At 39.6% G+C, this 22730-nt stretch carries 19 protein-coding genes and 1 other annotated feature; of the genes, 16 read left to right on the forward strand and 3 right to left on the reverse strand.

The features are described from left to right. Window positions 1-93 precede the first annotated feature (93 nt). The 3 genes from AC59HZ_RS16625 to map all read left to right on the forward strand — a co-directional run bounded on the left by AC59HZ_RS16625 (window position 94) and on the right by map (window position 3043). The gene (locus tag AC59HZ_RS16625; protein WP_496546900.1) at window positions 94-1419 is read left to right on the forward strand and encodes an MDR family MFS transporter; all 1326 of its coding nucleotides are present in this window, start codon (window positions 94-96) and stop codon (window positions 1417-1419) included. An 82-nt stretch (window positions 1420-1501) separates the two neighbouring features. Further along, a complete protein-coding gene (locus AC59HZ_RS16630) occupies window positions 1502-2182 on the forward strand; it encodes a YdeI/OmpD-associated family protein (protein WP_496546901.1) in 681 nt (226 codons plus the stop codon). 120 nt (window positions 2183-2302) lie between these two features. Beyond that, a complete protein-coding gene (map, locus tag AC59HZ_RS16635; RefSeq protein ID WP_496546902.1) occupies window positions 2303-3043 on the forward strand; it encodes a type I methionyl aminopeptidase in 741 nt (246 codons plus the stop codon). A 276-nt stretch (window positions 3044-3319) separates the two neighbouring features. On the opposite strand, the gene AC59HZ_RS16640 is transcribed toward map, so the two are convergent. Beyond that, window positions 3320-3832, reverse strand: a complete 513-nt coding sequence (locus tag AC59HZ_RS16640; RefSeq protein ID WP_496546903.1) for a gamma carbonic anhydrase family protein — start codon at window positions 3830-3832, stop codon at window positions 3320-3322. 192 nt (window positions 3833-4024) lie between these two features. Between AC59HZ_RS16640 and AC59HZ_RS16645 the strand changes: the two genes are divergently transcribed. Continuing rightward, window positions 4025-5212 (forward strand): amidohydrolase, encoded by a 1188-nt coding sequence (locus AC59HZ_RS16645; RefSeq protein WP_496546904.1) that lies wholly within the window; start codon window positions 4025-4027, stop codon window positions 5210-5212. A 14-nt stretch (window positions 5213-5226) separates the two neighbouring features. Next, entirely contained in the window at window positions 5227-6414 is a 1188-nt protein-coding gene (locus AC59HZ_RS16650; protein ID WP_496546905.1) for a M20 metallopeptidase family protein, read from the forward strand. Window positions 6415-6487: 73 nt separating this feature from the next. Here AC59HZ_RS16650 and AC59HZ_RS16655 read toward each other — a convergent pair whose 3' ends face one another. Both AC59HZ_RS16655 and AC59HZ_RS16660 read right to left on the reverse strand, forming a co-directional pair. Further along, on the reverse strand, window positions 6488-8257 hold the full coding sequence (locus AC59HZ_RS16655; RefSeq protein ID WP_496546906.1) for a cache domain-containing sensor histidine kinase: 1770 nt from the start codon (window positions 8255-8257) through the stop codon (window positions 6488-6490). A gap of 13 nt (window positions 8258-8270) precedes the next feature. After that, on the reverse strand, window positions 8271-9008 hold the full coding sequence (locus AC59HZ_RS16660; RefSeq protein ID WP_496546907.1) for a response regulator transcription factor: 738 nt from the start codon (window positions 9006-9008) through the stop codon (window positions 8271-8273). Between the two features lie 233 nt (window positions 9009-9241). Here AC59HZ_RS16660 and AC59HZ_RS16665 point away from each other — a divergent pair, with 233 nt between their 5' ends. The 11 genes from AC59HZ_RS16665 (at window position 9242) to AC59HZ_RS16715 (ending at window position 22654) form a co-directional block, all read left to right on the forward strand. Beyond that, a complete protein-coding gene (locus AC59HZ_RS16665) occupies window positions 9242-10258 on the forward strand; it encodes an ABC transporter ATP-binding protein (RefSeq protein WP_496546908.1) in 1017 nt (338 codons plus the stop codon). Beyond that, on the forward strand, window positions 10255-11247 hold the full coding sequence (locus AC59HZ_RS16670) for an ABC transporter ATP-binding protein (RefSeq protein ID WP_496546909.1): 993 nt from the start codon (window positions 10255-10257) through the stop codon (window positions 11245-11247). Before AC59HZ_RS16665 ends, AC59HZ_RS16670 begins: the two co-directional genes overlap by 4 nt. 29 nt (window positions 11248-11276) lie before the next feature. Continuing rightward, window positions 11277-12227 carry an ABC transporter permease gene (locus AC59HZ_RS16675; protein WP_496546910.1) on the forward strand — a complete coding sequence of 317 codons (951 nt, stop codon included), beginning with the start codon at window positions 11277-11279 and terminating at the stop codon, window positions 12225-12227. Between the two features lie 17 nt (window positions 12228-12244). Beyond that, window positions 12245-13162: an oligopeptide ABC transporter permease gene (gene opp4C / locus AC59HZ_RS16680; RefSeq protein WP_496546911.1), complete on the forward strand. Its 918-nt coding sequence runs from the start codon at window positions 12245-12247 to the stop codon at window positions 13160-13162. A gap of 47 nt (window positions 13163-13209) precedes the next feature. Next, the gene (locus tag AC59HZ_RS16685; protein WP_496546912.1) at window positions 13210-14844 is read left to right on the forward strand and encodes an ABC transporter substrate-binding protein; all 1635 of its coding nucleotides are present in this window, start codon (window positions 13210-13212) and stop codon (window positions 14842-14844) included. Window positions 14845-14991: 147 nt separating this feature from the next. After that, a complete protein-coding gene (locus AC59HZ_RS16690) occupies window positions 14992-16590 on the forward strand; it encodes an amidohydrolase (RefSeq protein WP_496546913.1) in 1599 nt (532 codons plus the stop codon). A gap of 170 nt (window positions 16591-16760) precedes the next feature. Beyond that, window positions 16761-17028 (forward strand) — a binding site (T-box leader). Window positions 17029-17113: 85 nt separating this feature from the next. Further along, complete coding sequence (ilvA, locus tag AC59HZ_RS16695) at window positions 17114-18379, forward strand: threonine ammonia-lyase IlvA (RefSeq protein WP_496546914.1); 1266 nt, start codon at window positions 17114-17116, stop codon at window positions 18377-18379. Window positions 18380-18580: 201 nt separating this feature from the next. After that, on the forward strand, window positions 18581-20182 hold the full coding sequence (locus AC59HZ_RS16700; protein ID WP_496547070.1) for a spore germination protein: 1602 nt from the start codon (window positions 18581-18583) through the stop codon (window positions 20180-20182). Then, window positions 20130-21239, forward strand: coding sequence for a GerAB/ArcD/ProY family transporter (locus AC59HZ_RS16705; RefSeq protein ID WP_496546915.1), 1110 nt, complete (start codon window positions 20130-20132; stop codon window positions 21237-21239). The genes AC59HZ_RS16700 and AC59HZ_RS16705 overlap by 53 nt, the downstream gene beginning before the upstream one ends. Beyond that, window positions 21220-22434 (forward strand): Ger(x)C family spore germination protein, encoded by a 1215-nt coding sequence (locus AC59HZ_RS16710; RefSeq protein ID WP_496546916.1) that lies wholly within the window; start codon window positions 21220-21222, stop codon window positions 22432-22434. Before AC59HZ_RS16705 ends, AC59HZ_RS16710 begins: the two co-directional genes overlap by 20 nt. Before the next feature lie 22 nt (window positions 22435-22456). Further along, on the forward strand, window positions 22457-22654 hold the full coding sequence (locus AC59HZ_RS16715) for a CLC_0170 family protein (RefSeq protein WP_496546917.1): 198 nt from the start codon (window positions 22457-22459) through the stop codon (window positions 22652-22654). The last annotated feature ends 76 nt before the right edge of the window (window positions 22655-22730 follow it).

Raw genomic sequence — 22730 nt, forward strand, 5'->3', positions numbered from 1 at the left:
AATAGTTTCCCATTTTGCTATAATGATATATGGGGGAAATATTGTAAAAAATAGGTAGTTGAAAATCAACAGGTCTTTTTTTCAGGAGGTTTTATGAACAAAAATAAATATGTATTTTGGGGGTTAGTAATTACAACCCTAATTTCGGCACTCGATGCCAACATCATGCAAACGGCAAGCCCGACCATCGTGAAGCAGCTGGGCGGGATGGAGTTATTTGCCTGGATATTTGTCGTTTATATGCTAGCAAGCACCGTTACCGTACCGCTTTACGGAAAACTTTCAGATATGTACGGCCGAAAAAAATTATTAATGTTCGCGGTCGGCTTATTTACTCTTGGTTCCATCCTTTGCGGCATGGCGAACTCGATGGTGACGCTGATTATTTTCAGAGGTATTCAGGGCTTGGGAGCCGGCGGGATGATTCCACTCTCCATCATCATCGTTGGTGACCTATTTACAATCGAAACACGAGGGAAAATCCAAGCTGTCTTTAGCAGTATTTGGGCAATTTCCTCCATTGTCGGTCCTGTCTTAGGTTCTTTTTTTGTTGAAGCATTATCCTGGAGATGGATCTTCTTCATCAATATCCCCATAGGTATTGCAACCGTGCTTTGTTTAATACCATATCAGGAACAAAGCGAATTTAAAAAGACTCACATCGACTTTAAAGGTTTTTTCCTTTTCGGGATATCTATCTCGCTGTTATTGCTAGCTACAAATGTCAGCCATGCCATTTGGTTCGTGATCATTGGTTTTATTGGATTGATCGTCTTTGTTTTTGTGGAAAAGAAAGAGCAACATCCATTCCTTCCTGTTTCGTTGTTTAAAAACAAGGGAATCCTCATGTCCAACCTTTTTATGTTGGTTTACTGTCTTTCCTTTTTCGGAACATCCAACTTTATTCCTCTGTATTTACAAGAAGGAAACCATATGAGCATTTATAAAAGCGGACTGATTCTTTTAAGTATTGCCATCGGCTGGATGTTTGGAAGCACGCCGGCTGGGAAATGGATTATCCGCTTCGGTTATAAAAAATTATTTATCATTGGAAGCTTTATCACGGCTATATCAGGCTTGGCATTATTTTTATTCCTTAATGAACTATCCTACCTAGGGATGTTTTTAATACTGGCCGTCCAAGGTGTTTCCTTTGGCTTATTATTTGCAGTTGGCACCATTGCCTCCCAAGAATTTGCTGACGCGGATATTAAAGGGGTATCAACATCCTTGCAAATGTTCTTAAGAAACATCGGGACCTCAATTGGGGTAACCATCATGGGTGTCCTTATTAACCAAGCTGCCAGTATTTCTATCGGTATGAAAAACGTCTTCCTATATGCATTATGCTTAAGCCTGGTAACGGTATTATTAAGCTTCTTCATTCCAGCCAAAACGGCCGCTTTACGAGGAAATTAAGATAAAAACCCACCTTCCGTTGTAGACGAGGGTGGGATTTTATATTTATACTATAGAAAAAGAATTTAAGGAGTCTCTTTCAATGAATTCACAAAAAACGGTTATTGATAAATTAAATCTTACGAAATATCCAACGAAGCTCGTTCTTGGATTACCAGAAGATGTGAAAGATTTTAGTGAACTTGAATTTGATTCATCGATTCAAAAAGATCAATATGACATGTGCTTTTTCTTTGTTTTTAGCTTAGAAGAATTTTCTAGTAAAATAAAGCTTGTGATTGAAAAGAAGCTACTGAAGGATAAAGGATATCTGTTCTTTGCTTATCCGAAAAAAGGGAATCCGACGTATAAGGAATACATAGAGCGCGACAGTATATTCCCCGGCATAGGTGTAGATGAAGATGGCTATGTTTCTGGCAGTGAAATCAAGTTCGCCAGAATGGTGAGTTTAAATGATGTGTTTACAGTTGTAGGCTTGAAATCCGAACCAAAGAAAGCGAACAAAGCCGCAAGTTCAAAAGCTAGTCAATGTGTGGATGACTATATTAATAATGTGGAAGACATTAAGCAGTACTTAAACAATAAAGAGGATTTATTAAATTTCTATAATGACCTAACTCCCGGCTATCAAAAGGATTGGGCACGGTATGTATACAGCGCCAAAAGAAAAGAAACCCAGGAAAAGCGTCTGCTCGAAATGGAAACCGTTTTGGGGGATGGGTTTAAATCAATGGAATTATATCGACAAAGTAAGCGGAATTAAGATGCATGAAGGGCCTTTGAAATGCAGAGGGCTTTTATCATTGTTTTTCTTGGATTTTTCACGCAACTAAAGGTAAAATATTAAAATGATTACAATAAAATAAAGAGTAGGTAGTATACGATGATAGCAAAGACAGAAGAAGATTTTAAAAGTTTAAAGGAAATAGGTAAGATTGTAGCATCCATTCGGGATGAAATGGTTCGTCAAACGAAGCCGGGAATTACGACTAAAGAATTGGATGATATCGCTGGTGAGCTTTTTGAAAAAGCAGGTGCCATTTCTGCTCCAAAAGGAGAGTACGATTTCCCAGGATTTACGTGTATAAGTGTCAATGATGAGGTGGCACATGGTATTCCTGGAAAGCGCGTTATTCAGGAAGGCGACCTTGTCAATATCGATGTATCGGGTTCTAAAAACGGTTATTTCGCTGACACTGGCATTTCCTTTGTAGTCGGTGAAGGGAAAGACATTTTGCAGAAAATTTGTGATGTAGCAAAATTGTCTTTTGAAGCAGGTCTAAAGAAAGCAAGACCAGGCGCTAAAAAAAGCGGGATCGGCAAAGCCGTCCACCAAACAGCTAGACAGCATGGTTTAACCGTTATTAAAAACCTAACGGGACATGGAATTGGCCGCAGGATTCATGAAGCACCAGACCATGTTTATAATTATTATGAACCATGGGATGATGAGCTGCTAAAAGAGGGGATGGTCATTGCCTTCGAACCGTTTATCTCCACCGATGAAGAAGAAGTGTTCCAAAAGGACGACGAATGGACTTATGCAACTGAAAAAAGCTTTGTCGCTCAGATTGAACATACATTGATCCTTACGAAAGAGGGACCAATCATCATAACTCTATAATTGGTTTCTTATTATTACGAAAAATACAAGGTTCAATAATAGAGAAGATGACTTTAGAGCTTCACACAGTACATTGACCGAAACGAGGAAAATAGAGCTCCCACGGTCAATGAAACCCCAGTTCATTGACCGTGACGAGGAAAATAGAGTTCCCATGGTAAATGAAAGCCCATTTCATTTACCGAAATGAGGAAAAGAGTGCTTCCACGGTAAATGAAAGCTCACTACTATTCCCAATCAAACTGAAAGAGGTGCTATCCCGCACCTCTTTTTCTATTATTTCAATATATCTTTAAATTCCTTTCCTTTTTGAACATAATGCTCACTGGACATCTGAAGCATTTGTAGGTCCTTTTCGTTTAACTCTCTTACCACTTTACCTGGTGATCCGAGAACAAGGGAGCGCGGCGGGATTTTGATTCCGCCAGCTAGGAGCGTATTGGCACCTATAATGCATTCCTCACCAACCTCAACATTGTCCAATAGTGTAGAGCCCATTCCAATTATCGAATTTCTGCCAACTTTACACCCATGCAAAATAACATTATGGCCAACAGTTACATCATCCTCAATAATGACGGGAAATCCTTCGTATAAGTGGATGGTGGTGTTATCCTGGATGCTGCATCTTTCACCGACAATAATCGGGCCATCGTCCGCCCTTAATACCGCATTAAACCAAACCGTCGAATCCTTCCCAATTTGTACATCCCCAACTAAATATGCCCCTGGTGCGACAAATACAGATTCATGAATAGCAGGGGATTTCCCATTGTATGGAATTTTCATTTTTCATCTCTCCTATGTATTTCGAATCTTTTGAATTTAATATAGCATAAGAGAGTCTAAAAAAGGTCTCTTGTTTTAAGAAAAATACTCTTTAATTGGCAACTATTCGAATATTCTAAATTTTTATTGTTTTCATCCACCTTTTTTCTCTAAAATTATCTTGAATACAGAATTTTGAGGAGGTAAAGGGATATGATTGAGAAAGTCGTTGATATTCAGAAATTGGTTGAAGCCGTTGAAGAGGAAGTAGTTGAGTGGCGCAGGCATTTCCATGAAAATCCTGAGCTTTCGTTTAAAGAGTTTGAAACATCCAAATACGTTTTTGAAAAGCTCCAAGCCTTCGGTAATATCGAAGTTTCAAAAGTAACTCCTACAAGTGTATTGGGACGGATCGTTGGCAGTCAGCCAGGCAGAGTCGTGGCCTTAAGAGCGGATATGGATGCGCTTCCAATTCAAGAGGAAACAGGACTGCCATTTGCCTCCAAAAACAAGGATGTCATGCACGCATGTGGTCATGATGGACATACTGCCATGTTGTTAGGAGCCGCAAAGGTCCTTTCTCAATTAAAAGACGAAATAAAAGGGGAAATCAGATTTTTCTTCCAGCATGCTGAAGAACTTTTCCCAGGTGGTGCAGCAGAAATGGTTAAAGCCGGTGTTACAGAAGGAATTGATGGTGTAATTGGACTCCATCTTGCGTCGCAGATTCCTGCTGGAAAATTTTTCGTATGCTATGGTCCTGTAACAGCTGGAACGGATGCTTTTGATATTGAGATCCAAGGTAAGGGTGGACATGGGTCCGCACCCTTTGCAACTGTAGACCCTATTGCAATTGGTGTTCAGATTGTGAATGGAATTAATCAGATTATTTCTCGAAAAGTGGATGCCAGTAAACGTGCGGTCATTTCGGTTACAAAATTTAATGGAGGAACAGCCAATAACATCATCCCTGACCGTGTGACCCTTGGCGGGACAGTTCGTACCTTTGATCCGGAAATCCGCAGTCAAATTCCAGTTTGGATTGAACAAATTACCAAAGGGCTAACCGAAGCCCATGATGCTTCCTATCAATTGAATTATCAGTTGGGCTACTCTTCCGTTGTGAATGAGGAGAAGATCACCGCATTGGTGGATCAAACCATTGTGGAAACGTTTGGAGAAAGCAATCGCGTGATTGCCGAAGCCATCATGGGAGGAGAGGATTTCTCAGCATTTTCGGCAGTTGCCCCAGGTTGTTTTGTTTTCTTAGGTGCAGGTAGTGAAAAACCGGAGGAGAATTACCCGCATCATCATCCTAAATTCGATGTAAAAGAAGAGTCCCTGATTCTTGGTGTACAGTATTACGTGCAATCAGCCTTAAAATTCTTGAATGAAAAATAGGGGAGGCTAAAATTGTGATTGAAAAAATCGTCGATATTCAAAACTTGGTAGAAGCCGTTGAGGCGGAAGTGGTCCAATGGCGCAGGCATTTCCATGAAAATCCTGAGCTTTCATTTGAAGAAGTCGAGACCTCTAAATACGTATTTGAAAAACTTCAATCCTTCGGAAATATTGAGGTTTCTTGGGTAACTCCTACAAGTGTTATGGGACGTCTTTTTGGCAGACAGCCGGGCAGGGTGATTGGCTTGAGAGCCGATATGGATGCTCTGCCCATTCAGGAGGAATCGGGTTTGCCCTTTGCCTCGAAAAAAAGCGGGGTCATGCATGCTTGTGGACATGATGGACATACGGCCATGCTTCTGGGCGCTGCAAAAGTCCTTTCCCAGTTAAAGGACGAAATAAATGGGGAAATTCGATTTTTCTTTCAACATGCGGAGGAATTGTCCCCTGGCGGTGCACAGGAGATGATCAAGGCTGGTGCAGCTGAGGGGCTCGATGGGGTAATTGGGCTTCACCTTGGTTCTCAAGGTCCTTTAGGAAAATTTTCCCTTTGTTATGGAAATGTGACAGCAGCATGTGATGATTTTGATATCGTAATTCAAGGCAAGGGGGGGCATGGTTCAGAACCCAATGGCACGGTTGATCCCATTGCGATAGGTGTACAGCTTGTGAACGGAATCAATCAGCTTATTTCCCGAAAAGTGGATGCAAGCCAGCGTGCTGTAATTTCAGTTACCCAGTTCCATGGAGGAACCGCCAATAATATCATACCTGATCGTGTAACGATCGGGGGAACCGTCCGTACGTTTGACCCCGAAATTCGTAAGCAAATTCCAGTTTGGATTGAAAAGTTAACAAAGGGGCTGACAGCGGCTCACGATGCAACCTATCAATTAGACTATAACTTTGGATATAGTCCAACAATAAATGAAGAAAATATCACCTCTCTTGTAGAACATACGATTGTGGAAACCTTTGGGGAAAGGAACTTTGTCAGGTCACAAGCCTTGATGGGAAGTGAAGATTTCTCAGCTTTTGCCGAGGTTGCTCCGGGCTGTTTTGCCTTCCTGGGCGCAGGAAGCGAAAATCCTGCTGAAAATTATCCGCATCATCATCCAAAATTTGATATAAAAGAAGAGGCTCTGATTCTTGGGGTTCATTATTTTGTACGGACTTCCTTAAAATTTTTAAATGAAAAATAAACATGAAGCGTAAAGAAGCCGGCGAGGCAGTTTGTTTTGCTCTTCGCCGGCTTCATTTTTATATATTCTAAATTTAATTGATTGGTATCTGCACATCCACTATCGTTCCCCATCCGAGCTTACTTCGAATGGTAATTCCGTGTTTTTCTCCATAGGTTAATTGTAAACGCTTGTTCGTATTATAAAGACCGATATGATCAGAAGAGGAATAAGCTGACTCCAATTTTGAGCGAATATCCATTAATTTCTCCGCTCCAATTCCCGTACCATTGTCAATGACCGATACATTTAGGAATGATGCACTGCTTTTGATTCGCACCTTTATGGATAGAGTTCTTTCCAATCCCGCCATGCCATGCTCGAGCGAATTTTCAATAAGGGGCTGCAGAAAAAGCTTTACGACATAATATTTTTCAACACCCTCATCACATTCCCATACACATGTAAATTGATCTTTGTGCCTGATCTTTTGGATTTCTACATAACTTTTCGTATGTTTAATTTCATCCTTTAATACCACTAAATCATCATTTGAATCTAAAGAAAAACGAAGGATATTCGCCAAATGATCGATCATATCATTAATTTCATTTGGTCTCTTCGTAAGACTAATAACCTTCCAATTAATCGTTTCTAGTGTATTAAATAAAAAATGTGGATTTAATTGTGATTGATGCATAGAAAGTTCCAGTGCTTGCATTTTATACTTTCGTTCCGAAAGAAGAACTTTCATATAAGATTGCTCCATAAAGTTCGTCACGATTTTATGAATAATAAAGCTGTGAACATCCTTTACCACGGTTGGTAAATGTGGGAGCGGTTCACCTTTTTCTGCTTTATTTAAAATGGTGATAATGGAACGGATGTCTGCGAAATTTCTTCTCGTTAAATAATAAGCTGAAATTCCCCCAACTATGATAGACAAGATTAGTAGAATTATTGTAACCATAATCAATTGATACGGGAGTTTATAAAGAGAACTCTTCGGAATGGATGAAAAAAACAACCAACTATATTTTTCAGATTCCAATTTAAAAACGATAGAGGCTTCATTCTGAATTTTCATGGTGTCGATTTTATTTGGTGTAGTAACCATTTTTTCAATATCAGAAAAGGTTAAATGGACTGGATGGTTTTCAAAGAGAACCTGGTTAGTCATATCCATCACCAAAATATTTTGTCCTGGCATTTTATATAAACTATTTAGATAATCTTTCAAATAAGTTGTGTTTACATTCAAGACAATGTAACCAAGATCGCCATTTGCAAGAGTAAAACTTCGATACACGGAAATGACTTCTATCTTTTTAGCTGGAAAATTTTCTGGCTTCCGAACGATGGTTCTTTTCTTTGTCCAAACTTTATCACTGCTTTTCCCTTTATTTAAACTCTCGTACCAAGAAGTGTCTTCAAAAGTATTAAGGTCGACCACTCCGCCGGTTGTAGAGGTTAAAAATCGATTTTTGTCATTTTCTATGTAAATGTAAATGGAATCAACATAGGGATGTGCAATAGCAGGGGAATCAATCGTATTTTTGATCGATGCCAGCTTTACATAATCCTCTTGGTCAAGCCATTCTTTTTCTAGCATGTTTTGCAGATCAATAAATTCAACCGCACTAGCAGCAATGGTTAAATTAATCGAATCCAATTCATCAAAAATCATTACCACATTCATTTGAATTTGATTGAGCAGGTTCAGATTTTCCTGATTAATTTTTTCCTTTAAATTGAAATGAATTAAGGGTATCGCAGCTGATCCTAGAATGAAAATAGGAATGAGCATTGGAATGAGAAGTTTGATTAAATTTTTAATATAAAAAGAACGTTTATGTGAGTCCATGTATCGTGAGTCCTTAATTTATGAGTCTATATTCTTTCGGACTAATACCGAAATATTTACGGAAAGCTCTGGTAAAATTCTTGGCGTTGCTGTATCCGACCATTTCACTGACTTCATATGCCTTATATTTCATCGTTTTCAATAAATTCGCTGCTTCTTCCATTTTTATTTGAAAGACAAAGTCAGAGAAATTTTCTTCAGTTTTTTGTTTAAAATATTTGCTCACATAATGGGGGTTCATAAAAACAATTTGAGCGGCATCTTCTAAGGTGGCGTTTTTATAATTGGTTTTTACATAATCTCTTATTTTTTGAATAATAGGGTCCTCATCTTTTACGTTTGCTGCAATTTCCGGTAGGGGAGGGGAGGGATTTCTTATATCGAGTTCTTTCTTGATTTGCGTAAACGCTTCTGTTAGATCCGAAAATTTAGTTGGTTTCAAAATATAATTCTTTACCCCATATTTAATGGCTGACTGAGCGAAGTGAAAGTCCTGATAACCGCTTAGAAAAATAGTCATTACAGGTGAATTCTGCTGGTGAATTTCTCTTATCACCTCAATGCCAGTCATGATTGGCATTTGGATGTCACAAAGTAATACATCAGTATTGCCCTCGGAAATCAGATCCAGTACCTCTTTACCATTTGATGCCTGTCCAATCACTTCGAAACCAATCTCTTCCCATGGGAAAAAGTTTACTAATCCATGTCGGATTTCATATTCGTCATCAGCAATCACCAAATTATACATTAAGTACACCTCCTGTGAAATTATTATAATATTCAAAATATACAATACTTTTAATAGTTCAACAAGAGGAATCCTTTTTTGCTTGTCAATTAATGATACGAAATGTCAATCCAAGTCCCTTTTTTTCATTTCTATACTTTGATTAAATAGTGTTAATCAAGTTAAACGGTAATGAAACAGCTTTTAAAAAGACTGAATATTTTTAATATTATCTTTGGAAGAGTGGTGAGGAAATGAGACCTTTGCTTGAAGTTGATCATGTAAGAATTGCCTTTGAGTCGGACAAGGAAGAAGTGATTTCGGTTGAAGAGGTTAGTTTTTCTGTCAAACCGGGTGAAACAATCGGAATTGTAGGTGAATCAGGTTGCGGCAAAAGTGTTACTTCATTGTCGATTATGGGTCTGCTCGGTAAAAACGGAAAAGTAAAAAATGGACATATTTTTTTCGGTGATGAAGATCTGACACAGGTAACACAGCAACGCCTTAGAGAAATCAGAGGGAATGAAATTTCTATGATTTTTCAGGAACCTATGACCTCCCTAAATCCTGTTTTCAGCATTGGCAATCAAATGATAGAGGGAATCCAGCTTCATCTGAAAATGAATAATAAGGAAGCTAAGGAATATGCTGTGGAAATGTTAAAAAAGGTTGGTATTCCGAGGGCAAAGGAAATCATGAAGGAGTATCCGCATGCGTTATCGGGAGGGATGAGGCAGAGGGTGATGATTGCCATGGCCTTGGCTTGTAAACCGAAGCTTCTGATCGCGGATGAACCAACTACAGCACTGGATGTAACGATACAGGCACAAATTTTACATTTAATGAAAAACTTGCAAAAGGATTCAGATACGGCCATCATGCTCATTACCCACGATCTTGGAGTTATTGCCGAGACTGCCGATCGAGTCATTGTCATGTACGCAGGGCAGGTCGTGGAGGAGGCCGATGTATTCACGCTTTTTAAAGAACCGAAGCATCCTTATACACAAGGTTTAATGGCGTCCATACCTCATTTGGAATATGAAAATGAAAAGCGGCTTGCCTCAATTCCTGGTTCGGTCCCAAGTTTGAAGAATATGCCACAAGGCTGCAGATTTCATGCAAGATGTCCACATGCCACAAAGCGATGTCAGCAGGAACAGCCTGGACTTGAGCAAATTCAGGAAAGGCACAAAGTGAGATGCTGGTTAATCGAGGAGGTTCAACCAAGTATGATCACTGGAATGCCAAAGGAGGCATTAGTCAAATGACCATCACGAAGGAAAAGGTAACGAATCCTCTATTAAGAGTAGAAAAATTAAAAACCTATTATCCTATTAAAAAAGGGATCCTTTCTAGAACGGTTGGACATGTTAAAGCAGTGGATGGGGTGGATTTTTTCATCCAATCCGGTGAAACACTCGGATTGGTAGGGGAATCTGGCTGCGGTAAATCAACCATTGGAAAAACACTTGTAAGGCTTGAAAATGCATCGGAGGGTAAGGTGTTCTTTCAGGAGCAGGAAATTACGAAAGCAAATAGTGAAACGATGAAAAGTATTCGCAGGGACCTGCAAATTATTTTTCAAGATCCCTATTCTTCTTTAAATCCTAGGAAGCGAATCAAGGATCTATTAGAGGAGCCGATGAAAATTCATCGAGTAGTGGAGAAAGAAAACCTCCATAAACGAGTGGATGAACTTATGGAATTGGTCGGACTACCTAAAAGCTATAAAAATCGTTATCCGCATGAATTTTCCGGCGGTCAAAGGCAGCGGATTGGAATTGCTAGAGCCTTATCTCTTAATCCAAAATTGATTATTTGTGATGAACCCGTTTCTGCTTTGGATGTTTCGATTCAGGCCCAAATCCTAAACCTTTTAAAGGATTTGCAAAAGGAATTTAACCTGACCTATTTATTTATTGCCCATGGATTAGGTGCCGTGAAATACATCAGTGATCGAATTGCCGTCATGTATTTAGGGAAAATCGTTGAAGTAGCGAAAACAGAAGAAATTTTTCGCAATCCAAAGCATCCGTATACAAAAGCATTATTAAGCTCCTATCCTATTCCGAATCCTGAACTAAGATCGAAAGAAAGAATCATCATACCAGGCGATGTTCCGAGCCCAGCCAATCCACCGAGCGGATGCAGCTTTCATACACGGTGTCCAATCGCAACCGCGATTTGCCGGGAGCAAAGTCCGGTTCTTAAAGGGAAGGAACATAGCGTTGCATGCTTTGCCATTCATGAATCGTAGAAGATATGTTTTAGAAGGAGGGGGCAAATTTGGTTCCATATATTATTCGCAGGCTATTAATTGCGATTCCAGTCTTATTTGGGGTAACGATTGTCAACTTTATCATTATTAATATGGCGCCCGGGAACCCGGTTGATATGTATGTTGACCCCAACACTTCACAAGAGCTCCTCAATTTACGGAAAGAACAATTGGGCTTGAATGACCCTTTATGGGTTCAATTTTTCCATTGGCTCGGTAATCTGGTGCAGGGCAATCTAGGCTATTCCTTTTCCACCTTTGAACCTGTTTCGAAAGTAATCTTAGAAAGGATTGGCCCTACTTTTCAATTAACGTTTCTTGCCCTTATCGTGGGATTAATCATTGCGCTGCCGATCGGAATTATTAGTGCAGTAAAGCAATATAGCAAACTTGATTATTTGGCGACCGGTACTTCCTTTTTCGGGATCTCGATTCCGCATTTTTTCCTTGGCTTAGGTCTTATTTATATCTTCGCCGTACAATTACAATGGCTGCCTGCAGGAGGGATGTCGACCCTAGGAAGTGAAGATGATTTCTTTGACAAGATCAAGCATCTCATCCTACCGGTTATGGTTCTGGCGGTAGGAATTGCCGGACAATACGTCCGCTATGTCAGGGCAAGTCTCCTAGAGGTACTTGGACAGGATTATTTGCGGACTGCCAGGGCTAAGGGATTAAAAGAAATCGTCATCACAAATAAACATGCTTTAAAAAATGCACTCATTCCGATTATCACGATTATCGGTCTTGAAATTCCTTTTTTACTTGGCGGTGCGGTTATTACGGAACAGGTCTTTCAGTGGCCGGGAATGGGACAGCTTACCATCCAATCCATCATGTCAAGGGATTATCCAACTCTGATGGCGCTCAATCTTTTAACAGCTTTTATGGTTTTATTTGCAAACCTATTTACGGACATTCTCTATTCGTTTGTGGATCCACGGATAAAATATAAGTAGGAGAGGAGGGATCGTTTATGCCAATGCTGGAAACTGGTATCAAAAATGAAATGGAAATACCACCCATTTCCCATACAGAGCTGGGGAGGGAGGAAACACCTTTACAGCTTATCGTAAAACGTTTTATGAAGCATCGTTTAGCGGTGGCAGGGAGTATTTTTATGCTTTTCATTATCCTCGTTGCTATTTTTGCTCCTTGGATTGCACCAAAGGAACCCTTTCAGGTTTATGATGAATTTTCAGCGCCGCCGTCTGCGGAGCACTGGTTAGGCACCGATCAAGTTGGACGGGATCTTTTTACCCGCTTAATCTATGCTTCCCGGGTATCGATGATAGTCGGCCTTGGTGCCGTTTTAATTTATAGTATCATAGGTACGATTGTCGGGGCGGTTTCTGGCTACTTTGGAGGATGGGTGGATATCGTGTTAATGCGCTTAACCGATGTCTTTATGTCATTCCCAAGTCTGATGTTAATCCTTGTAGTCGTCAGTATTCTGGGACCAAATTTGTTAAATATTATCTGGATATTGGGACTTCTCGGCTGGCCTTCCGTTGCCAGACTTGTCCGCGGCAGCGTCCTTTCGTTAAAGCATGTTGATTTTGTGAAATCTGGAGTAGTGCTTGGGTTAAGTACTCCAAGGATTTTATTTCAGCATATATTGCCGAATGCGATTGCACCTATTCTTGTCCAGGCAACCTTTGGAATTGCGGCAGCCATCATTGTTGAAGCTTCGCTTAGTTTTCTAGGTATGGGGGTTCAGCCGCCGACAGCGAGCTGGGGAAATATGCTGACTGATGCTCAATCCTTAACAGTATTAACCTCGCAGCCATGGCTTTGGCTTCCACCAGGGATTATGATTGTTCTTGTTGTTTTAGCCATCAATTTTATCGGAGACGGGCTGCGAGATGCACTTGATCCGAAAACATTGAAATAGTTTTGTAAAAACTATTCAAATATTTTATAAGGAAAAGAGGGACAGAGATGAGAAATGGGAAGGTAAAGTTTTTAACCATTTTTTCCATTGCTTTGCTGCTATTATTAAGTGCATGTTCTGGTGCAAATGAAACATCGTCTTCATCAAAGGACAAAGGAAAGGGGAATGCATCTGCAAGTTTGGGTGATACCATTGTTGTGGGTGTTTCAAACGCCATAGGTACACTTAATCCGATTAACGCCCGTGATTTAGGAGCTATGACTCTATCATCGATTCTATTCGACCCTTTCTTTGAACTAAACGAAAATATGGAATTCCAATTTAAGTTAGCAGAAAGCTTTGAAACAAAGGATAATCAAGCCTTTACAATTAAACTTAATTCAAAAGCAAATTGGACGGATGGGAAGCCCGTTACAACAGAGGATGTTAAATTCACCTTTGACACATTGGCAAATCCTGCTGTTCAAAGCGTTGGCCTGAAAACTCTTAATATCATTGAAGGCTTAGATGATAATGGGCAGCTGCCTAAAGGTGAAAAAACGGTAAAAGGCATCGAAATCGTCGATGATAAAACGTTTATCATTCATACAAAAAAACCAACTGACCCTAACTATATTAAAGGGAACTTAATCAATATCCGAACCATTCCAAGCCATATTCTAAAAGATAAAGATCCTGCAAAGCTTCATCAAGATCCATTTATGCTGAAACCGACTGTAACAGATGGCGCTTATACACTTGTAAATTTCAAAGGGGAAACACAGGTGGAATATAAGGCGAACCCTGATTATTACCGCGGGGCACCGAAGACCGAAAAGCTTTTCTTTAAAGTTGTGCCTCAAGCCAATATGACTGCACAGCTGCAAACAGGGGAAATTCATTTGAATTACCCATCCACTGGAGCCATTGCCATCCAAGATGTTGAAAAAGTGAAAAATATGGCGAATGTCGAGGCTGTAGACGGGAAGGGCTATGATTATCAAGAAATCTACATGAATACTAAAACGTTTACTGATCCGAAGATGCGTCAAGCTATTGCCTATGCGATTAACCGACCTCAAATTGTTGAGAAGCTGTTAAAAGGGAAAGCTGAGATCATTGATGGGCCGTATACAAAACTGCACCCTTATTTTGATAAAGATATTAAGAACTATGAATATGATCCGGAGAAAGCAAAACAGCTTATTGAGGAATCAGGCTGGGATAAGAGTAAGCCAATTCGAGTCAATGTTCCAATTGGCAATCAGGTTCGTGAACAATCAGCCGTTATTATAGCTGAGAATTTAAAAGCAGTCGGCTTAAATGTTCAAATTCAAAAGTTTGATTTCCCTACCCATATGCAAAAAGGGGCAAAACATGATTTTGATTTAATGTTCCTTGGAATACCTTATCAAGTGGATCCTGATGTAAGTGCCTTCTATGGAACAGGCGGACCTTATAACTTTGCCGGTTATAGTAATCCAGAGTTGGATGAATTGTTGAATAAAGGAAAGTTAGAACCAAACCCTGAAAATCGCAGAGTCATTTACAATAAAGTTCAAGAAATTTTACATGAAGACTTGCCTACTATATCACTTTATTCCGATTACCTGATGGGAGCCGTATCTAAAAAGGTAAAAGTAGGTTTACCAAAACAATTTGGTATGTTCTATAATGTTCAAGATTGGGTAGTACAAAAATAAAAGCATTAAGAAGAGACTACTTTCCTGAATGAATGTGGTCTCTTTTTCTTAGTTTAACTAAAATGAAATTGTCGAGTAATCTATCATCTTTGGTATTATATATAGAAGAAATATGTCAAACAATTTTTATGGCTAGGGGGAGCGGCTATGTCAAAGACGATTTTTACAAATGGAAAAATCTATACGCTTGATTCGAATTTGCCAATAGTGGAAGCGGTTGTGGTTGAAAAAAGCAGAATTATTGATTTAGGAAGCCATCGCGATATGGTTCTTCAATGGGGAAGAGAAGATGCTGAAATCATTGATTTACAGGGCAGAATGGTTACACCTGGTCTGATTGACAGCCATTTGCATCTTTCAGGTGTGGCTTTTAATTTTTTAGATCTTGATTTAACAGGAGTAAGATCCAAAGACGAAATGCTTAGGAAAATTGAGGCAAGGGCGAAAACCGTTGCTCCAGGGGCCTGGCTAATCGGGATGGGCTGGGATGAAAATCTTTTCACTGAGGGCACTATTCCTACAATCGAGGAGCTGGATTATGTTGCGCCACATTGTCCCATCTATTTGAAGCGTATATGCCACCATGCATTTTTGGTAAATAGCAAGGCATTAGAAATGAGCGGATACCATCCTTCTATTGAGGTGCCAGTTGGTGGAACCGTAGTCTTGGATCCACTTTCGAAAAAGCCGACTGGACTACTGCTGGAATCTGCATCGAAGATCGTGACGAAAAACATGCCAGATAAAACCTACGATGAATTAAAAAATGGATTGCGGGATGCCATGAATTTTTCCGTTTCGAAGGGGTTAACAAGTGTCCATACTAATGACCCTGCCTATTTTGGAGGGCTTGATCAAACGTATCAGTTGTATGATGAATTGTTAAACCAGGAGCAAGTTGGTTTACGGAGTAACCTCCTCATTGATTATCCTTTTCTTAAACGATTAAAAGAAAGAGAAATGCAAGCAGGTTTTGGCAATGAGACATTACAAATAGGGGCTATCAAAATTTTTGCTGATGGGGCCTTCGGCCGGCGAACAGCTCTTCTTTCTGAGCCGTATCATGATGCGCCAAGCGAATTTGGAGATGCAATGCTATCCCAAGAAGCTTTATATGAAATTGTCAAAGAGGCACGTGATTTCTCTATGCCTATTGCTGTTCACACTATCGGTGACCAAGCGTTGGAAAATGTTTTAGATATCCTTGACCAGTTTCCGACAGTGGGCCATCGTGATCGCATCATTCATACCTCTCTTGTTCGTCCGGATTTAGTCCGCAGATTAGCGGACAAGAGTCGAATCGCTGACATCCAGCCAAGATTTGTCGTAGGGGACTATCCTTGGGTACGCGAAAGAGTAGGAGAGGTGCGGGAGCAATATTTATATGCGTGGAAAACTTTATTGTCTGCAGGTGTCTTGTGTGCGGGAGGTTCTGATGCACCAGTAGAGCCCGTTGACCCTTTGCTTGGTATCCATTCGGCCATAACCCGGAGAGCTCCAGGAGAAACACATCAAGGCTGGAATGCGAATGAAAAATTATCCATGTTGGAAGCAATTAAATTGTTTACAATAGGCGGAGCCTACGCCACCAATGAAGAACATATTAAAGGAACCATCTCACGCGGAAAACTGGCCGACATGACCATCTATACCAAAAACCTAATGACAATAGAAAACCCAGATGCAATCCTCGCAACAGAGATTGAAATGACCATCATAAACGGCGAAATAAAATACCAAAAATAACGCGAAAAGATGATTAATGGTGTCAGGCACCGTTCGTGGACAAATGTCCTCCCGTAGAGGACGTTTTGTCTTTGTGAAATGTAAGCGCTTTATAAATTGTCTAAATATAAAAAATAGTCAAAAAATATTGACAGGGATTTTTTTCGATGGTAACCTAATAAAAAATTAATCTTAAATCAATGACGAGAAGAGTAAGAATGCTACTTGTTCCCTAGAGAGTCGACGTTTGGTGGGAGTCGATAGCAGGACATTCTGAAGATCATCTCCGAGATGTATAGCTGAACGGTATCAGTAGGCTATACCGGCAATTCCTCCGTTATATTGGAATGCGTACAAGTACGAATTACAAAGTGCTAAGTGCTGTACGTCTATCGAGAGCCGCAACGAAAGATTTGTTGCGGAAGTAGGGTGGTAACGCGAGAACAACTCGTCCCTATCCATATGGGACGGGTTTTTTTTGTTGTTTTCAAACCCTCAACTAATGAGAAAAAATGATGTTTGAATATGAGGAGGAACCGAGAAAATGAGTCAACAAGTAGACAAAAAAACGCTGAATGTCGAGGATATCATCATTGCAAGTCACACGATTAGGGACGTGATTTCGCCAACTCCACTGCAATTTAACCATTTATTATCTGAAAGGTATGGCTGTAATGTTTATTTAAAGCGGGAAGACATGCAAAGTGTCCGTTCCTTTAAAATTCGCGGGGCCTATAATCGGATTAAAAAGTTAAGCCCTGAGGAAATGCAAAACGGAATTATCTGCGCTAGTGCAGGCAACCATGCCCAAGGAGTGGCCTACTCTTGCCATCTATTAAAAATTAGCGGCAAAATTTTCATGCCAACCACAACCCCTAAACAAAAGGTAAACTCAGTGAAATTCTGGGGCAAGGATAGTGTTGAAATTGTATTAGTAGGCGATACCTTTGATGATGCTTCTGAAAAGGCGCTGGAATGCAGCCGTGCTGAAAACCGGACGTTTATTCATCCTTTTGATGACTTTGACGTCATCGCGGGTCAAGGTACGGTGGCGGTTGAACTTCTTAATGATTGTCCTGAAAAAGTTGATTATCTATTCGGCGCAATCGGCGGTGGCGGGCTTATGGCCGGGGTAGGAACATATTTAAAGCACATCTCTCCGGAGACCCATTTAATTGGTGTAGAGCCTGAAGGAGCACCTGGAATGAAGGAATCGATTTTAAAGGGTGAAGTAACTTCACTTGCAAAAATTGATCCGTTTGTAGATGGTGCTGCGGTTAAAAAAGTTGGGTCTAATACCTTCAACATTTGTAAAGAGATTGTTGATGATATCGTCGTTGTTCCAGAAGGAAAGGTATGTACGACCCTATTAACTCTTTATAACGAAAATGCTATTGTCGTAGAACCAACAGGAGCACTTTCCGTTGCAGCCTTAGATACATACGCAGATGAAATTAAAGGCAAGACGGTTGTTTGTATCATCAGCGGCGGAAACAATGATATCGGAAGAATGCAGGAAATTAAAGAGCGCTCGAAGCTTTATGAAGGTTTGCAGCATTATTTTATTGTCCAGTTCCCGCAGCGACCTGGAGCATTACGTGAATTCTTATTAGACGTTCTTGGTCCAAACGATGATATTAGCCATTTCGAATATACGAAAAAAAATAATCGTGAAACCGGACCGGCTTTGGTTGGAATTGAGTTGAAGGATAAAGACGATTACTATCCATTAATTGATCGGATTAAAACGAAGGGATTCGTTTATCGGGAAGTCAATAAAGATAGCACCTTATTTCAAATGCTTGTATAGTCATAATTTGAAAAAAAGTGGTTCAGAGAAACTGAACCACTTTTTTGTATTTAATCACACCAAAATAGCAAGCTTATTGGAATATTTATATTAAATTGGTAAAAGTTATAAAAGGGTGGTGGTGGTGTGTCTTTATTTCGAAATACTAAGAAAAGAAAATTAAACACAATAAAAGCAAAACCTTTGGTTCCAAGTAAAGTAATGGAGGAGCACAGTAACACCACAGCCTCTAGTTCGTTAAAAGAGACAGAGGAATTAATAATAGAAATTTTGGGTGAAAATGATGACCTTGATATAAAGTATTTCAAAATTTTCGGACAATACAACGCAGCACTTTTCTATTTCCCCAATCTAGTTAATATCGAAATCATCAATATAGATATTTTAAAACCGTTAATGTATGTTCCTGAACATTTGATAGGAAGAGAGAAGCCGCTCCCACAATTAATTTATTTGATTCTCAATGAAGCTTTATATCATTGTCAAGCAAGAACTGAAGCGAATATTGAAAAATTAATAGAGGTACTTCTGCGCGGTGAAACTGTGATTTGCATTGATGGAGTAGGAGAAGCTCTTCATATTGGTACGAGAAGCATTGAAAAGCGGTCCATCACCCAACCGGAAACAGAACAAGTTATTTTAGGTCCTCGGGAGGGGTATATCGAAAGTATTACTACGAATATTGCATTACTGCGATACCGACTTCCAACGGCAGATTTCCAAGTGAAAACAATGAAGATTGGCAGGCTTACAAAATCAACCGTAGCGTATTGTTATTTAAAAGGAATTGCTAACGAGACAGTCATTAAGGAAGTTGAAAAAAGATTATCTGAAATTGATATTGATGCGATTATGGATGTTGGCTATTTAGAACAATTTATCGAGGATAATCCTTTTTCGCCATTTCCGCAAACGCAAAGTACTGAAAGGCCCGATAGGACAGTGGCTAATTTAATCGAAGGCAGGGTGGCTATACTTGTGGATGGTTCCCCCTTTGCCTTAATGGTTCCTGTTGTGTTTAACCAATTTTATCAAACAACGGAGGATTACTCTTCCAGGTTTTTGATGGGCAGCTTTGTCAGAATGGCACGTATATTAGCTTTAGTTTTCTCATTAGTTTTTCCATCCCTTTATGTATCCTTAATTTCTTTTAATCCTGAATTGCTGCCAACAGAATTTGCTGTTGCTGTCGCTGGAGGAAGAGCAGGAGTTCCGTATCCTGCTGTTTTTGAAGTATTGATTATTGAAGTTGCGATGGAGGTATTAAGGGAGGCTACTGTCCGGCTCCCTAAACAAGTGGGTGGTGCCCTATCAATCGTAGGTGTGCTGGTTATTGGACAGGCGGCGGTTGAAGCCGGGTTAGCAAGCCCAATTACCGTAGTAGTCATTGCCATAACTACCATTGGTTCATTTGCGACGCCAGCATATTCTGCCGCCTTTGCCCTAAGAATGCTCAGGTTTCCAATTATGATTATGGCTGGAATGTTCGGCCTATACGGAGTTGTCATTGGAATTATCTTTATCTTTAACCATATGCTGTCGTTAAAATCATTTGGTGTCCCATATATGGCTCCTGTTTCCCCAGAAGATTATCAAGGCGTAAAAGATGTAGTCTTTCGGAGTCCTTTATGGTGGATGCCAAAAAGACCGAATTTTCTCCACCCTGAGAATCGAAATAGACTTAAAAAAAATAATAATACAGTATTAAAAGACAGTAAGATTGGCAATGATCAACGGGAGGGTTTGAATAATGGGGGATCCGAAGGAAATCACAACACTTCAAACATCGACAATCATAATTAGTACCATTATTGGGGTTGGAGTCCTTCCGCTGCCCTTATTTGCAGTGCGAGCCGGTGATACAGGTGCTCCACTTGTTACATTAATTGGAATAATACTAGCAGCTATTGGTATATTTATTCTTACACTGTTGGGAATGCGTCATCCTGAAAAAACCATCATCACATATAGCCAGGATATAATAGGTAAATGGATGGGGAGATTTTGCAGTTTATTTATTATTTTCTTTTTTTTGGTTTTAACTGGACTGGCATCCCGTGAATTTGGGGCAGTTGTGGTTTCTGCAGTCTTAAGAGAGACCCCATTGGAGGTTACCGTCATTGTCATGCTTTTGCTTGCCTGTTTAAGCTGTCGAAACAACATTAACGTGTTTTCCTACATTCACAATTTTTATGTACCAATGATATTGGCACCTGCGATTATTGTTGTTGTTTTGTCATTAAAGAATGCCAATATCTTATATTTACGTCCTCTAATTGGCACAAATTTTTATAATATGTTTACGGGCATGTTAACAATCTCTGCGCTTTTTCAAGGTTCTTTCATCATCACGATGATTATTCCTTCGATGAAAACGCCCAATAAAGCGTTGAAGGCAAGCTTTTGGGGTATATTTATTTCTGGTGGTTTATACCTCTTATTGGTCATTGCGACAGTTGCTGTGTTTGGTCCAGAAGAGATCAAACAAATTTTCTGGCCTACATTGGAGTTGGCCAGAACAACCACAGTGCCAGGCAATATTTTGCAGAGGCTGGATGTAATTTTCCTAGCGGTTTGGGTAACTGCCGTTTTCACGACACTATTTTCGAGTTATTTCTTTACCATTCATTCCATTAAGGAATTATGTCATTTTAAGGACCATAAAATGCTGAGTTACTTTATTCTCCCCTTTGTTTTTATTTTGGCAATGCTTCCCAAAGACATATTACAATTGTATGAGGTTATCCAATACGTAGGCAGAGCAGGCTTATTGATCACAATTTTTTATCCTGGCTTGTTATTATTGATTGACTTCATAAAGAGCTGGAGGCGGAAAAAAAGTGTTTCGCAACAATTGTAAGCTTCCGCTGATTGTGCTTTTTTTTCTCCTTTTCCCATTACTATCAGGATGCTGGGACAGTCAAGAAATTGAGCAGCGCGCGACTGTGTTGGCGATAGGTATTGACGTGGTTGATTCGAAGGCGCCAAAAGAAGATGAAATTTCCCATTTAAAAAATCAATTTCCAATTCCAAAAGAACAAATGATTAAATTAACTGCACAAATTGCAGTTCCTGGTCGAATACCATTAGGTCCAGAGCAAACAGGAGGTGCTGAAAAGCCTGTATTAGTCATGGAAGTGGTTGGTCATACAGTAGATGATGCCATACTAAATCTTCAGCAAGAATTAGCGGATAAATTATTTCTTGGTCATTTACGGATAATTGTTTTAAATGAAAAGGTTGCGAAAAGAGGCACACAGCGGTTTAATGATTTCCTTAGGCGTAATCCAGAAATACGACGAACGGCTTCGCTAGTGGTTTCTAAAGAGCCAGCATCCAAATATATGAAATTGTCTCCAGAACTTGAACGTGTTCCATCACTCTATTTGGCTGACATGGTTGATAATCTTTCAGCTCTTGGAAAATTCCCCCCAAGTTTCATTGGACTATTTTGGACCATTCTATCAAGTAAAGGTCAGGATCCAATCCTACCTTACCTAGCACTCAAAAAAGGATCAAATATTCAATTAAACGGCTTTGCATATTTTCATAGCGATCGTATGGTCGGCAAGGCATCCCCTTCGGAGATAGGAGTTTATATGTCCATCATTGGAATAAAAAAAGGTGGGTATGGAGCTTTTACCAAAATACCAGGAAAGGAAGAAATGGTATTGGTAAGAGCTGTTTCCAGAAATACCAAAATTAAGGTAAGAATAAAGGACGGTAAACCCCATGTTGATATTAAGGTTCGATATGAGAGCGAAATTGATGAAAAGTATAGTCCAAACATTTCATTATCAAAATCTAAAATGATTAAAGATATCGATAAGCAGGCATCAAAAGACACCGCTAAATCCATCAGGGATTTAATTAAAAAGACACAGAAAACCAAATCAGATATCTTTGGTTTTGGAGAACATTTTCGAGCAAAATTACCGAGATATTGGAATGGAAAAATTAAAACAAAAGAAAATTGGGATAGGATTTATAAAGATTTAACTGTTAATGTTCATGTTGAAACAAACATTCATCGGGTTGGCATGAAAGCAAAATAGTAGAGAGAAAGGAAGTTGAATTTTGAATATTGGTTACTTAGGATTTTTGGTGACCTTATTTTACCTCGCAGGCGTATTAATTCTGTTGACGGATGTAAATGCATATAAAAATGCAAATCTAGAAAAAGAACAAAAAGCATCGAAGTTCTTAGGCTGGATTAACATCTCACTTGGGTTTGCCTTAATGAGTGTCAATTGGGTTTACAATATTTTTCTCTAGTTGGTGTAAGAATCCTTGCATTTTTCGATTATTAAACACTTAACAAATGGCCCATTTACGGTATAATATTATCTGT

It is taken from the genome of Neobacillus sp. DZ-9 (assembly GCF_059587065.1).